Origin of the sequence: Micromonospora sp. NPDC047074 (genome assembly GCF_040643815.1) — a bacterium.
GTDB lineage: Bacteria > Actinomycetota > Actinomycetes > Mycobacteriales > Micromonosporaceae > Micromonospora.
Map to the genome: position 1 here is coordinate 1 of NZ_JBEYVB010000029.1, position 12,840 is coordinate 12,840.

13 protein-coding genes and 1 pseudogene are annotated in these 12,840 nt (G+C 74.0%); 8 read left to right on the forward strand and 6 right to left on the reverse strand.

Going from position 1 to position 12,840, the window contains the following annotated elements; translation table 11 throughout:
* Positions 1 to 127: 127 nt before the first annotated feature.
* Positions 128 to 1,099: a pirin family protein gene (locus tag ABZ809_RS25400; RefSeq protein WP_357565103.1), complete on the forward strand. Its 972-nt coding sequence runs from the start codon at positions 128 to 130 to the stop codon at positions 1,097 to 1,099.
* A 42-nt stretch (positions 1,100 to 1,141) separates the two neighbouring features.
* Positions 1,142 to 1,807, forward strand: coding sequence for a hypothetical protein (locus ABZ809_RS25405; protein WP_357565104.1), 666 nt, complete (start codon positions 1,142 to 1,144; stop codon positions 1,805 to 1,807).
* Positions 1,808 to 2,043: 236 nt separating this feature from the next.
* On the opposite strand, the gene ABZ809_RS25410 is transcribed toward ABZ809_RS25405, so the two are convergent.
* Positions 2,044 to 2,697, reverse strand: coding sequence for a DUF1345 domain-containing protein (locus tag ABZ809_RS25410; protein ID WP_357565105.1), 654 nt, complete (start codon positions 2,695 to 2,697; stop codon positions 2,044 to 2,046).
* Positions 2,698 to 2,759: 62 nt separating this feature from the next.
* A complete protein-coding gene (locus ABZ809_RS25415) occupies positions 2,760 to 3,032 on the reverse strand; it encodes a DUF2795 domain-containing protein (RefSeq protein ID WP_357565106.1) in 273 nt (90 codons plus the stop codon).
* Positions 3,033 to 3,185: 153 nt separating this feature from the next.
* On the opposite strand from ABZ809_RS25415, the gene ABZ809_RS25420 reads away from it, so the two are divergent.
* Positions 3,186 to 3,596, forward strand: a complete 411-nt coding sequence (locus ABZ809_RS25420; RefSeq protein WP_357565107.1) for a DUF2267 domain-containing protein — start codon at positions 3,186 to 3,188, stop codon at positions 3,594 to 3,596.
* Positions 3,597 to 3,666: 70 nt separating this feature from the next.
* Here ABZ809_RS25420 and ABZ809_RS25425 read toward each other — a convergent pair whose 3' ends face one another.
* The 3 genes from ABZ809_RS25425 to ABZ809_RS25435 are packed head-to-tail and all read right to left on the reverse strand — an operon-like array spanning position 3,667 to position 6,556.
* Positions 3,667 to 4,416 (reverse strand): SDR family oxidoreductase, encoded by a 750-nt coding sequence (locus ABZ809_RS25425; protein WP_357565108.1) that lies wholly within the window; start codon positions 4,414 to 4,416, stop codon positions 3,667 to 3,669.
* A 27-nt stretch (positions 4,417 to 4,443) separates the two neighbouring features.
* Complete coding sequence (locus ABZ809_RS25430) at positions 4,444 to 5,031, reverse strand: NAD(P)H-dependent oxidoreductase (RefSeq protein ID WP_357565109.1); 588 nt, start codon at positions 5,029 to 5,031, stop codon at positions 4,444 to 4,446.
* The gene (locus ABZ809_RS25435; RefSeq protein WP_357565110.1) at positions 5,024 to 6,556 is read right to left on the reverse strand and encodes an MDR family MFS transporter; all 1,533 of its coding nucleotides are present in this window, start codon (positions 6,554 to 6,556) and stop codon (positions 5,024 to 5,026) included. Before ABZ809_RS25435 ends, ABZ809_RS25430 begins: the two co-directional genes overlap by 8 nt.
* 92 nt (positions 6,557 to 6,648) lie before the next feature.
* Here ABZ809_RS25435 and ABZ809_RS25440 point away from each other — a divergent pair, with 92 nt between their 5' ends.
* Complete coding sequence (locus ABZ809_RS25440) at positions 6,649 to 7,422, forward strand: TetR/AcrR family transcriptional regulator (protein ID WP_357565111.1); 774 nt, start codon at positions 6,649 to 6,651, stop codon at positions 7,420 to 7,422.
* 151 nt (positions 7,423 to 7,573) lie between these two features.
* Here ABZ809_RS25440 and ABZ809_RS25445 read toward each other — a convergent pair.
* Positions 7,574 to 7,900 (reverse strand): annotated as a pseudogene (locus ABZ809_RS25445) (CoA transferase); the annotation flags it as partial.
* Positions 7,901 to 7,974: 74 nt separating this feature from the next.
* Between ABZ809_RS25445 and ABZ809_RS25450 the strand changes: the two are divergent.
* From ABZ809_RS25450 to ABZ809_RS25465, 4 genes are all read left to right on the forward strand, one after another.
* Positions 7,975 to 9,153, forward strand: coding sequence for a glycosyltransferase family 4 protein (locus ABZ809_RS25450; RefSeq protein ID WP_357565112.1), 1,179 nt, complete (start codon positions 7,975 to 7,977; stop codon positions 9,151 to 9,153).
* Positions 9,146 to 10,132 carry a glycosyltransferase family 9 protein gene (locus tag ABZ809_RS25455; protein ID WP_357565113.1) on the forward strand — a complete coding sequence of 329 codons (987 nt, stop codon included), beginning with the start codon at positions 9,146 to 9,148 and terminating at the stop codon, positions 10,130 to 10,132. The genes ABZ809_RS25450 and ABZ809_RS25455 overlap by 8 nt, the downstream gene beginning before the upstream one ends.
* 131 nt (positions 10,133 to 10,263) lie before the next feature.
* Entirely contained in the window at positions 10,264 to 11,478 is a 1,215-nt protein-coding gene (locus ABZ809_RS25460) for a DUF418 domain-containing protein (RefSeq protein WP_357565114.1), read from the forward strand.
* Between the two features lie 272 nt (positions 11,479 to 11,750).
* Complete coding sequence (locus ABZ809_RS25465) at positions 11,751 to 12,770, forward strand: TerC/Alx family metal homeostasis membrane protein (RefSeq protein ID WP_357565115.1); 1,020 nt, start codon at positions 11,751 to 11,753, stop codon at positions 12,768 to 12,770.
* Positions 12,771 to 12,840 lie beyond the last annotated feature (70 nt).

The window sequence follows — 12,840 nt, forward strand, 5'->3', positions numbered from 1 at the left end:
CCGCCGACCTGGTGGCCGAGCACTGGAACAGCTGACCCGCAACGCGCACAGCCGCTGGCCGGCACCCCTACCCGGGGTGCCGGCCAGCGGCGTCTCTCCGCGGTGGCGCCCGGCGTACAGTCAGGCGGTGGAGCGTACCGAGAAGATGCCCGCGCAGACCCAACCACCCGGCGCGGTCCCCGCCGACCCCGGCAGCGTCCTGCTGCCCGGCCACGACGTGCCGCTGGGGCGCTACACGACCGTGCGCCGGCTGCTTCCACAGCGGGCCCGCCGGATGGTCGGTGCCTGGTGCTTCGTGGACCACTTCGGGCCGGACGACGTGGCCGAGCGCCCCGGCATGGAGGTGCCGCCGCACCCGCACACGGGCCTGCAGACGGTGACCTGGCTCCTCGACGGGGAGATCATGCACCGCGACAGCCTCGGCAACGTCCAGCCGATCCGGCCCGGCCAGCTCAACGTGATGACCTCCGGGCACGGCATCGCGCACTCCGAGCGGTCGCCCGAGCGGCGTCCTCCGCTGATGCACGGCGTGCAGCTCTGGGTGGCGCTGCCCGACCCGGCGCGGGCCGGGGCCGCCGACTTCGCCCACCACGCCGACCTGCCGCGCTGGCGCGACGGCGAGCTGGACGTCACGCTGCTGGTCGGCGAGCTCGCGGGCGAGCGGTCCCCGGCCGTGACGTACACCCCGCTGCTCGGCGCGCAACTGGAGCTGGGCGGGCCCGCGCCGGCCACGCTGCCGCTGCGCCCCGACTTCGAGTACGGCCTGCTGGCCGTGTCCGGCACCGCCGAGGTCGACGGGCTGTCGTTCGCCCCGGGAGCGCTGCTCTACCTCGGCACCGGCCGGGATCGGGTCACCCTGACCGGCGCGCCGGGCAGTCGCGTGCTGCTGCTCGGCGGTGCCCCCTTCGAGGAGCCGCTGGTGATGTGGTGGAACTTCGTCGGCCGCTCGCACGAGGAGGTGGCTGCCGCCCGGGAGGACTGGATGGCCGGGCGGCGCTTCGGGACGGTCGCCGACGACGCCGCCCCGCCGTTGCCCGCCCCGACGCTGCCGACCACCCGGCTGAAGGCCCGCGACCGCAGCGGCGGCGTACGCGGCTGAGGGCGGCAGGCGTGGCGGCGTCCGGCGTGGGTAGTCGCCGGCATGCCGACCACCGAGACGTCCCGGATCGAGGACAAGAAACGCCTGGTACGCCGGCTCGCCGGCAGCGGGCGGGGCTTCGCCGAGCAGTACGGATTCCGGGTGATCAACAACCCGTCGAACCTGTTCCAGGTGCTCTGTCTCGCCGTGCTGCTGGCCCGCCGGGGTGACTTCCGGCGCGCCGTGGACAGCGCGCACGCCCTGCCGGCCGCGGGCTGGGACAGCGCCGCCCGGCTGGCCCGCTCGCTGCACGCCGACCGGGTGCGGGTGCTGCGCGACAGCGGCCAGCGCGGCGACGTCGACGCGCTCGCCGACACCCTCGGCGACCTGGCCCAGGCCGTGGTCGACCGGTACCGGGGCGACCTGCGCCGGCTGCGGGCGGTGGCCCACCACGACCCCGCCCGGGAGCGGAAGCTGCTCGCCGAGTTGCCCGGGGTGGACGGCCAGGTCGTCGACCTGTTCCTGCGTGAGGCGCAGGCGCTGTGGCGGGAGGTGGCGCCGGTGGCCGACCGCCGGGCGCTCGTCGCGGCCCGGCGGCTGGGGCTGGGGCGCTCCGCCGACGACCTGGCCGGACTGGCGGGCAGCGGCGAGTCCGAACGCCTCGCCTGGCTGGTCGGGGCACTGGCCCGGGTCGACCTGGAACAGCGGTACGCGGAGGTGACGGGCTGACACCCCGGCAGGTGTGCTGGCCCACAGTTCCGCCGTAATCAGCCGAACGGATGATGTTGCGTCGTATGATGGTCGCGGCACTGATGCCCGCCTGGTTCGGGCGTGCCTCAGTCGCCTGGTGATCGCGGCCCGGTTCGGGCCCGACCGACCACCGGACAGGTTTACGTGGCGCCCCGGTCGCGGTTCGCGACGGGGGCGCCCACCTGTCCGGCGTCGCCCACCGGCCCGGCGCCCGCTCATCTCGCCAGCCCGGCCAGCAGGTTCACCGTGACCGCGATGATGAACGCCCCGAACAGGTACGACAACATCGAGTGCCGCAGGGCCGTCCGGCGCATCTCGTTGCTGGTGAGGTTGGTGTCGGAGACCTGGAAGGTGGTCCCGACGGTGAACGCCAGGTAGGCGAAGTCCGAGTAGCGGGGCGGCTCCGGCTGGTTGAAGTTCACCCCGCCGTCCGGCCCGGTGTAGTAGATCCGCGCGTACCGGGCGGTGAACACGGTGTGCACCACCAGCCAGGACAGCAGCACGCTCAGCACGCCCAGCGCGCCGTAGACGTTCCCGGTGGGCGTGCTCCGCACCCCGTGCGCGTGGGCCACCACGACGCCGACCGCCAGCAGGCTCACCAGACAGGCGGCGAGCAGCAGAACGTCCCGCGCCGCCCGGTTCGGGTCCTCGTACACCGCCAACCGGGCCGTGTTCCGCGCGTCCATCGGCCACACCTTGTGCCAGACCAGCACCAGCCAGCTCAGCGCGGCGGCGTCCCAGCCGACCAGCGGGGCGAGTACCGGCGTGGCCACGACCACGGTGAGTCCGCCGGCCAGCAGCCCGACGAGGCCCATCACCGTGAGCTGGACCGCGGCGGGGGTGTGCCCGACCGGCCGGCGTGCCCTCATCCGTCGCCGCCGCGGTCGCCCCCGGTGCGGATGCCGCCGGTCGGTCGGGGCGCGCGCAAGGCTCAGATGCCGCGCAGGTGCTGCGACACGCGTTGGTGCCGCTTGTCCCGGGCCTGCGCCGCCCGCTGGGCGGAGTCGACCTCGGGCGCCGCCTCGATGCCCGCGGAGCGGGCCACCTCGTTGCCGTTGGCGTAGTCGACCGGCGGCAGGGCCCGCAGCGCGCGCAGCACGTCCGGCGGGGCGCCCTCGCGTTCGGCCTCGCGCACCACGTCGTCCTTCTCGGCCGGGTAGTCCAGGCTCGACAGGTACTGCAGCACGTCGGCGTAGCTCGCCATGGTGTCGGCTCCTCCGGGCGTAGATCCGGTCACGACCGGCGGCGGTTACCCGCCCGGCGGGCCGTCACGCGCCGTCCGGCGCGGAAATCCGCCGCCGTTTCCCGGCCGGTCCGGCGGGTACGCGCAGGCCCCGACGCAGCCCGAGGAGTACGGATGAACTACGACACCTTCGTCGACCAGGTGGCCCGGCGTACCAGCACCTCCTCCGAGCGGGCGGTGGAGCTGACCCGGGCGACGCTGGAGACTCTCGCCGAGCGGCTGACCGGCGGGGAGGTGCTGGACCTCGCCGCGCAGCTGCCCAAGCCGTTGCAGCTCGTGCTGAAGCCGAGCCCGCGTACCGAGTCGGCGGAGCGGTTCGGGGCGGCCGAGTTCGTTGCCCGCGTCGCGGCGCGGGCCGGCGTGCCGGAGCCTGCGGCCCGGGACGCCACCCGGGCGGTGTTCGTCACCCTGCGCGAGGCGATCAGCGGCGGCGAGTTCGACGACGTGGTGGTCCAGTTGCCGCGCGACTACCGGGACATGGTCGAACCCGCGTTGGCGCCGGGCGCCACCGTGCGCCGTTCCTGACCGCGGGTGGGGATCGGCGGTCGCCCGACAGGGACCCCGCGTCCGGAGCCCTGTCGCGTCGGTGTGTCGCCTACAGCAGGGTGCCACCGGCAACCTCGATCCGCTGGCCGGTTATCCAACGGCTGTCGTCCGAGGCGAGGAAGGCAACCGTGTCGGCGACGTCCTGCGGGGTGCCGATCCGACCCATCGGCGACAGCGACGCCAGCCAGGCCAACGCCTCCCCGACGAGTCGCCCCTCGTGCATGTCGGTGTCGATGACGCCGGGAGCCACGGTGTTGACCGTGATGCCCCGCGGCCCCAACTGTCTGCCCAGCGTCGCGGTGAGCACGTCCATGGCGCTCTTCGACATGGCGTAGGAGATCGACTCCGACATCGACGAGCCGCGGGTCAGCGTCGTGGAGATGCTGATGATCCGACCGCCGTCGCGCAGCCGGCGCAGGCCGTGCTGGGTGACGAAGAACGGTGCGGTCGTGTTGACCGCGATGAGGCGGTCGAACGCGGCCCGGCCCACGTCCTGGATCTCTGCCTGGTCGCCCAGGATCCCGGCGTTGTTGACCAGGATGTCGAGGCTGTCGGCGTGGGCGTCGAAGCCGGCCCACAGCGTCTCGGCGTCGCCGTCCACGCCGAACTCCGCGTGGACGGCGAACCCGTGCCCACCGGCCGCCTCGATCGCCGCGACGGTCTGCCTGGCCGCCGCCTCGTTGCTGCCGTAGTGCACCGCGACGCGGGCGCCGTCGCGACCGAGCCGGGTCGCGATCGCCCGGCCGATGCCCCGGCTGCCGCCGGTCACCAGTGCCGTCTTCCCGGTGAGTGCGGTCATGTCTGGTACGCCTCCACGCGATTCCGGTCAGACCCGGTACGGGGTGGTGGTCTTGGCCTCCTTGAGCGCCCGCGCCCACCAGGTGACCTGGTCGAGCAGGGTCTTGGCCGCCGCTGCGGGGCCGTGCGGATCCCTGGGCCGCCCGTCGCCGTCGAACTGCTCCCAGGCACCGTGGAAGCTGACCGTGTCGCGGGTGGTGACGGCGTGCAGCTCGGCGAAGACGAGGCGCAGGTGTTCCACGGCCCGCAGGCCGCCGGAGAGCCCGCCGTAGGACACGAACGCGACCGGCTTGGCGTGGAACTGCACGTTGTGCCAGTCGATGACGTTCTTCAACGCGCCCGGGTAGCTGTGGTTGTACTCCGGAGTGACCACGACGAAGGCGTCGGCGGCGTCCAGCCGCGGCGTCAGGCCGCTGAGCGCCGCCAACACGTGCGGCGGCGGCGACATCGTCGGGGCGGTCGAACCGATCGACACGTCGGCCAGGTCGATCAGATCGACCAGAACGTCGTCGCGGCCCTCGGCCTCGCGGACGAACCAGTTGGCGACGGTCGGGCCGAAGCGTCCGTCGCGGACGCTGCCGATGATGACGGCGAGTTGCAGGCGGTGCTCAGACATGGCGCTCCTCAAGGGTGGAAGTGGGCTCGGAACGGGTGGACTCGGGGGTGTGGCTGCTCCGCAGGGCGGTCTCGCGGATGAACCAGGCGAGGACGAAGGCGGTGGTGCCGAGGGCCGCGCCGGCGGCGGCCGTGCCGTGCACGCCGTCGGTGACGCCGGCGCGGATCGCGTCCTGCGCCAGGTCGGGCAGCCGCCGTACGGCGTCGGCGGTCAGCTCGCCGTCGACGAGGAACCGGCCGGCTGGCTCGCCGCCGAGGCGGTCCTCGAGGGTGGCGGTCAACCGGCTGGTGTACAGGGCACCCAGCACGGCGGCGCCCAGCGAGGCACCCATCGTGTGCCAGAGCGTGACCGAGCCGCTGGCCGCACCCATGTCCCGGGGCGGCGCGCTGTTGATGGTGACGATCGTGGTGCTCTGCATGATGAGACCCACCCCGGCTCCGCCGAGCAGGGTGAGCGCCGAGGCGAGGGCCGGGTCGGTGTCCGGCTCCAGGACGAGCAGCGTCAGCATGCCGACGGTCAGCACCGCGCCGCCGAGGATCGCCGGGCCGCGGTACCGGCCGGTGCGTGCGATGACCTGTCCGCTGCCGACCGACACCGCGACCATGCCGAGCATCGCGGGCAGGATCAGCAGGCCACTGGCGGTCGGTGAGGCGCCCATCGCCAACTGCATGTACAGCGGCAGGAAGGCGGCGAAGACCATCATGGCGGCGCCCGCGGTCAGGCGCAGGATCTGGGCCAGGGTGAAGCTGCGGTCGGCGAACAGCCGCAGCGGCACGATGGGCTCGGCGGCGCGCCGCTCCACCCGTACGAAGGCTGCCAGCGCCAGCAGCGCGGTCGCGGCCAGCCCGAGAATGGGCGCCGAGATCCAGGTGTACCGGGTGCCGCCCCAAGTCGCCAGCAGACTCAGCGCCACGAGGACGACGGTCAGCAGCAGTGCCCCCGCGGCGTCGATGCGGGCAGTGGTCCGCCGTGGTTCCGGCTGGATCGTGGCCACGATGAGCAGCGCGGCGACAGCGCCGACCGGCAGGTTGATGTAGAAGGCCCACCGCCAGCTCAGCTGCTCGGTGAACACGCCGCCGAGCAGCGGCCCGGCGATCAGGGCGACCGGCATGATCACGCCGAACAGGCCCATCAGCCGGGCACTCTGCCGAGGCGGCACGAGCTCGGCGACGAGCGCCAGGGCGCCGACCACGAGGCCGCCGCCGCCCAGGCCCTGGACCATGCGGAAGGCGATGAGCTGCCACATCTCCTGGGACAGCCCGGCCAGCGCCGAGCCGAGCAGGAACAGCGCGATCGCGGACAGGTAGGCCGGCATGCGCCCGAACAGGTCGCCGAGCTTGCCCCAGATCGGCGTCGCCGCGGCCATCGGTACCAGGTAGGCGGTCATCACCCAGGAGAAGTCCTGCGCCCCGCCCAGGTCACCGACGATGACCGGCAGTGCGGGCCCCAGCATCATCCCGTCCAGCGGGGCCATGATCATCGCGAGGATCGCCCCGATCACCGCCAGGTGGAGACGTCGACCCACGGCCCTCACTCCAATCGCGTACGTCGTACTCGAAATGAACCTAGCCATTCGAGTACGATGTACGCAAGAGAGGGCGGTGCGACGTGTCGGAGATGGGCAGGGTCAGCATCTGGATGCGGCCGGAACAGGCGCAGAGGTCCGGACCCGGCCGGCGTCCCGGCTACAGTCGGGCGCAGATCACCGCGACCGCCATCCGCATCGCCGATGCCGAGGGCCTGGACGCCACCACGATGCGCCGGATCGGCCAGGAGCTGGGCACCGGCGCGATGTCCCTGTACCGGTACGTGCCCAGACGCGACGACCTCATCGACCTCATGGTCGACGCCGTCGCCGGCGAGATCGAAGTGCCCGACCGGCCCAGCGGCGACTGGCGCGCCGACCTGTCCCTGGTGGCACACCAGACCCGCGCCGCCGGGTTGCGCCATCCCTGGCAGGTCACCCTCGCCCGGCGCCCCACCCTCGGCCCCCACTCACTGCGGGTCTACGACTTCGCCCTCGGCGCCCTCGACGGGTTCGGTCTGCACATCGACGCGATGACGACGCTGAGCAGCATGGTGGGGAACTACGTCGACAGCGCCGTCCGCGACGAGATCGGCTGGCTGGAGCACGCGCGGCACACCGGCATGGACCGCGGCCAGTGGATGGCCGAGTACGTCGGACCGTACGTCGGTCAGGTGGTCGCCTCCGGCAAGTACCCGATGTTCATCCGCAACATCCGGGAAGGCAGACTGTCGCACCAGCCGCCCGACGAGCGCTTCCAGTACGGACTCGACCACGTCCTCAACGCCATCGCGGCCGTCCTGCCCGCCCCGCCCACCCGGAAGGCATCCGACGCCGGCCGTCCCACCGCACCGGATGCGTGCTGACAGGGCCGATCACCGGTCAGCACGGGTGGCGTGCCGGCGCCTCCCCGCTTCGTCGTACCCCTCGCGGTGGGTCAGGCGACGGCACCGGCGGCGCGCAGGTCGGCGACGCGGGCCGGGTCGAAGCCCGCCTCGACGAGCACCTCGTCGGTGTGCAGTCCGCCGGGCCGACACCGAGGCGCTCGGTCACCCCCGGGCGGAACCCCTCGACCAGCGCGTCGGCGCCGGCGACCAGGGCCAGCACCACCTCCCGGCCGCCGGGGGACTTCAGGTCCACCCCGACCGAGCGGCGCCCCCGGTTGAGCAGGTCCGGGTGCGGGGTGCCGAAGGCGCCCGGGTCCACGTCCGTGGCCCGGTCGACCCGCACCACGTCCGCGCCCAGGCCGGCCAGCATCATCGCGGCGAACGGGCCGGGCCCGATGCCGGCCAGCTCGATCACCCGTACGCCGGCCAGCGGGCCGGCCGCAAGCTCCTCGGTCATCGGCACACCATGGGTGCCCGGCGTTTGCGTCGTAAGGGGTCGGGAACCCGCCCGCCGAGAACGCGGGAGGTGGCGTGGCGGACGACCGGATCAGGGTGGCTGTGCTGCACGGCCCCGGTCGGCCCGACGCCGACGGCGTCAGCGACTACGTGGCGCACCTGGTCGAGGCCCTGCACGGCGTCGGCGTCGAGGCGACCGGAGTGCCGGTGCGCCCCGACGCCGACGACGGCCGCTGGCGGGCCGCCACCGTCCGGGCCGCGCGGCGGGTCCGCGCGTTGGCCCCCGACCTGGTGCACGTGCAGTTCGCGCCGTCGGCGTACCGGTTCTCGGGGCAGCCCGGGCTGCTGCCGTGGCGGCTGCCCCGGCGGCTGCCGCTGGTCACCACCCTGCACGAGTACGGCTGGTGGGCCTGCCCCGGCTGGCTGCCGGGGCGGCTCTGGTCGGCGGTGGAGCGGACCGGCCGCTGGGACCGGGAGTCCGGCCGGCTGGTGCCGGCCAGCGCGGCGGTGATCGTCACCAACCCCGGCCACGGCGACGTGCTGCGCGCGCGCACCGGCCGCGCGGCCACGCACATCCCGATCGCCCCGAACGTCGTCGACCACGTCGGCGCGGCCACCGCCGGCGCGCGGCTGCGGGCGGAGTTGGGCGTGCCGGAGGGCGCGCCGCTGCTGGCCTTCTTCGGCTTCGTGCACCCCGTGAAGGGGCTGCGGTACCTGATCGAGGCGCTGCCCGAGCTGCGTCGAGACCACCCCGACCTGCGGCTGCTGGTGGTCGGCGGGTTCACCTCGCAGGCGCTGCCCGAGCCGGAGGCGACGGCGTTCCGCGCCGAGTTGACCGGGCTGGCCCACCGGTGCGGGGTGGCCGACGCGGTGACCTTCACCGGGCACCTGCCGGCCGACCGGGTCTCCGCCGCCCTGCACGCCGCCGACGCGGCGGTGCTGCCGTTCACCGCCGGGGTGAGCACCAAGAGCGGGGCCCTGCTCGCCGCGCTCGCGCACGGCCTGCCGACCGCCGTCACGCAGCCCGACGCCGACGACGACGGGTTGCGCCGCAGCGGGGCGGTGGCGCTGATCGGAGCCCGCCGGGACACGGCCGCGATCGTGCGGACCGTCGGCCGGCTGCTCGCCGACCCGGTGCTGCGCCGCCGGCTCGCCGAACGCGGGCGGGCCTTCGCCGCCGCGTACTCCTGGCCGAGGGTGGCCGAGGCGCACCGCGACCTCTACGCGCGGACGCTGGGACGCGCCCATGCCTGACCGGTACGCGGACATCCTGGTGGTGGACCTGCTCGGCGGGATCGGCGACCTGCTGATGCTGCTGCCGGCGGTGCACGGCCTGGCCCGCCGCAACCCCGGCGCGCGGCTGCGGGTGCTCACCCACGAGCCGGGGGCGGACCTGGTGCGCGCCGATCCGGCGGTCGCCGAGGTGCGCACGCCCCGGCATGGCGGGCCGGGCGCCGAGCGGGAGGCGGTCGTCGCGGCGCTCGCGGCGGTCCGCCCGGACCTGGCGGTCAGCACCACCCGCTACGACGGCATCCCCGACCTGCTCGACGCCGGTGCCGGGCGGGCCGTGACGAACCTGTGGCGGGATCCGCCGCCGCGGCAGCCGGTCGGCGACCGCTACCTGGAGATCCTCTGCGCCGAAGGGCTGCTCGACGCGAGCGACCGGGCCGCCCGGCCCCGCGTGCACCTGGGCGACGACGCCCGGCGGGCGGGGGAGCGGGCGGTGGCCCACCTGGTCGGCGGGCCGCTCGCGCCGCCGGTCGTGCTGGTCACCGACGCCGGGATGGCGGTCAAGCGGTGGCCGGACCGGCGGTGGCGGGGGTTGGCCGGCGGGCTGACCCGGCGCGGCCACCCGGTGCTCACCGTCGGCCCGGTCGGCGGCGACCCGGTCGGGGTTCCGTTGCCCCGCGCCGACCTGCCCGTCCTGGCGGGGCAGTTCGCCGCGATCGGCCGGCGCGGCGGGGTGGTGGTCGGCCCGGACACGGGGCCGGTCCGGCTGGCGGCCGCCGCCGGGGCGGCGACGGTGGCGCTGTTCGGGCCGACGGACGCCCGGCGGTACGGGATGGGCGGCGTCGACCTCCAGGGGCTGCCCGGCTGCCCGCACCGGCTGCCCACCGCGATCACCGAACAGCCCTGCTGGTGGCAGGCGCGCTGCCCGCTGGACGAGACCGGTCCCGCCTGCATGATCGACCTCGACGTGGACGCCGTGCTCGCCGCCGTCACCGCCTGCTGACCGCCGTCGCGTCGGGCGGGTGACGCGGGCCGGGTCCGTCGAAGGATGGGCCCGCCGTACATCGAAGGCGGTATCCGGATCTCGGCGGTCGGTACGACGCCGGAAGGCGACGGCACTGCGACCGTGGGAGCGTGACGACGAACGCCGCGCCGGCCATGGCGCCCACCGATCCCGCTGGCGCACCCCGCCGCCTGCCCCTGCCGGACGTGCTGCGCGGGGTGGCGATCCTCGGCACCCTCGCCACGAACGTGTGGCTGTTCGCCACCCCGGGTGCCGAGGCCCGGTTCCTCACCGACGCCGCCGCGATCTCGGCGGCCTCCGTCAGCGGGGCGGGACCGGTCGCCGCCGTCGTCGAGGGCGTGTTCCGCTTCCTCGCCAACGGCAAGTTCCTCGCCCTGCTGACCATCCTCTTCGGCGTCGGCCTGGCCATCCAGCACCGCTCCGCCGTGACCAGGGGGCGCCCGTGGCCCGGCCGGTACGGGTGGCGCGCCCTGCTGCTGTTCGTCGAGGGCACCCTGCACTTCGTCCTCGTCTTCGCCTTCGACGTCCTGATGGGGTACGCGGTCGTCGCGCTGCTGGTGGCCTGGCTGCTCGCCCGCGCCGAGCGGGTCCAGCGGGTGGCGATGTACGCCGCCGGCACCCTGCACGTGGTGCTGATGGCGCTGCTCACCCTGGCCGTGGCGACCGCCCCACCGACCACGCCGGCCGACCCGGCTGCCGTCGCCGCCGACGCGCGGGTGTTCACCGCCGGCAGTTGGGCCGACCAGGTGGCGTTCCGCCTGGACAACTGGCTCGCGCTGCGCGCCGAGCCGATCGTCAGCTTCGGCCTGCTGGTCTTCCTGTTCCTGCTCGGCGTCCGGCTGCTGCGGGCGGGCGCGTTCGATCCGGACGCCCGGGGGCGCGCGCTGCGGCGCCGGCTGCTGGCCGTGGGCCTCGGCGCCGGACTGCCGCTCAACCTGGCGAGCACCCTCGCCGGCACGGAGTTCTTCCTGATCGACCGGTACGTGTGCGCGCCGTTGCTGGCGTTGGGCTACCTGGGCCTGGTCGGGGTGCTGCTGGACCGGATCCGCCGACCCGGGCCGGTCACCGCCGGGCTGACCGCGGTGGGACGTACCGCCCTGTCATGTTATGTGGCGCAGAACGTGCTTTGCGTGCTGGTGTGTTACGGGTGGGGGCTCGGCCTGGCCCAGGGCTGGCAGGACGCGTCGCCGTGGTGGGTGCTGGGGCTCTGGGCGGCGGTCGTGCTGATCCTGGCCGGCGGGGCACGCTGGTGCCTGGGCCGGTACGGGCAGGGACCGCTGGAAGCCCTCCAGAAGGCCGCCCTGCGCCGGCTCCCGGCCCGCTGACCAGTGCCGACTGCCGCCGGCCGGCGGCAACGCACCGCCCGAACGGTGGCCGGCCCGGTGGCGCTGCGTGTGCGCAGGTGGCGGGGTGCGTGATCTCGCGCGCCCCGTTTGCCGCGCCCGACCGGCCTGACCTAACCTGGTCCGCACGAGGGGAGTACTTCCCACGAGCCATCCCGGTCAGTACGGCGTGCCCGGAGCACGCCTCGGGTGGCTGCCCACGAAAAAGTGGGTGAAGGAGACCTCGAACATGACAGGGTGTTCGAGGAGGCTCCATGTCCGACTTGCCATATCTTGCTGCCACTGGGATCCAGTCGGTGGGCACCCCCACCCTGTGGGGCGTCACCATCGCCGCCGTGCTGGCGCTGCTGGTGCTGGACTTCGTCGTCACCCGCAAGCCGCACGAGGTCTCGATGCGGGAGGCGCTGGGCTGGTCCGCGTTCTACATCGCCCTGCCCCTCGCCTTCGGCGCCTGGGTCTGGTCCCGGTTCGGCTCCAAGCAGGGCGTGGAATACCTCACCGGTTACCTGGTGGAGAAGTCGCTCTCGGTCGACAACCTGTTCGTCTTCATGCTGCTGCTGGCCGCGTTCGCGGTGCCGGCCGCGCTGGCCCAGCGGGTCCTGCTCTTCGGCATCGCCGGCGCGCTGGTGCTGCGGGCGGTCTTCATCGCCCTCGGCGCGGCGGCCCTGCAGACCCTGGACTTCGCCTTCCTGATCTTCGCGATCATCCTGATCGTCACGGCGGTCAAGCTGCTGCGCGACGCCCTGTCCGGGCACGAGCAGGAAGTCGACATCAACAAGATGCGCTCGGTGAAGCTGCTGCGCCGGTTCATGCCGGTCACCGAGGAGTACCACGGCACGAAGATGATCGTCCGGCTCGGCGGTCGGCGGACGCTCACCCCGCTCGCCCTCGTGGTGGTCGCGCTGCTCGCCACCGACATCGTCTTCGCCGTCGACTCGGTGCCCGCCGTCTACGGCATCACCGAGGACCCGTACCTGGTCTTTGCCACCAACGCGTTCGCCCTGCTGGGGCTGCGTGCGCTCTACTTCGTGCTGCACGCCGCGCTCAGCCGGCTGGTCCACCTCAGCTACGGCCTGGCGATCATCCTGGCGTTCATCGGCCTCAAGCTCGGCCTGCACTGGGCGCACGGCATCTGGTCGGGCGTGCCGGAGATCCCGACCCTCGCCTCCCTGGGCGTCATCGTCGGCATCCTGGTGATCGTCACCCTCACCAGCCTGCGGGCCACCCGCAAGACCGGCCAGGGCGAACGCGAGGTCGTGGTCAAGCACCACTGACGTGTCACCCGTCGCGGTGCGGTTCCGCCGACCGCGCCTCGGCGGCCACCCCGGGTGGTACGACTGACGG

What these genes read in the sequence shown, in the direction of transcription:
- ABZ809_RS25405 (WP_357565104.1), top strand. Translation starts at nt 1,142, where the DNA reads ATGCCGACCACCGAGACGTCCCGGATCGAGGACAAGAAACGCCTGGTA.
- ABZ809_RS25410 (WP_357565105.1), bottom strand. Translation starts at nt 2,697, where the DNA reads ATGAGGGCACGCCGGCCGGTCGGGCACACCCCCGCCGCGGTCCAGCTC.
- ABZ809_RS25415 (WP_357565106.1), bottom strand. Translation starts at nt 3,032, where the DNA reads ATGGCGAGCTACGCCGACGTGCTGCAGTACCTGTCGAGCCTGGACTAC.
- ABZ809_RS25420 (WP_357565107.1), top strand. Translation starts at nt 3,186, where the DNA reads ATGAACTACGACACCTTCGTCGACCAGGTGGCCCGGCGTACCAGCACC.
- ABZ809_RS25425 (WP_357565108.1), bottom strand. Translation starts at nt 4,416, where the DNA reads ATGACCGCACTCACCGGGAAGACGGCACTGGTGACCGGCGGCAGCCGG.
- ABZ809_RS25430 (WP_357565109.1), bottom strand. Translation starts at nt 5,031, where the DNA reads ATGTCTGAGCACCGCCTGCAACTCGCCGTCATCATCGGCAGCGTCCGC.
- ABZ809_RS25440 (WP_357565111.1), top strand. Translation starts at nt 6,649, where the DNA reads ATGGGCAGGGTCAGCATCTGGATGCGGCCGGAACAGGCGCAGAGGTCC.
- ABZ809_RS25455 (WP_357565113.1), top strand. Translation starts at nt 9,146, where the DNA reads ATGCCTGACCGGTACGCGGACATCCTGGTGGTGGACCTGCTCGGCGGG.
- ABZ809_RS25465 (WP_357565115.1), top strand. Translation starts at nt 11,751, where the DNA reads ATGTCCGACTTGCCATATCTTGCTGCCACTGGGATCCAGTCGGTGGGC.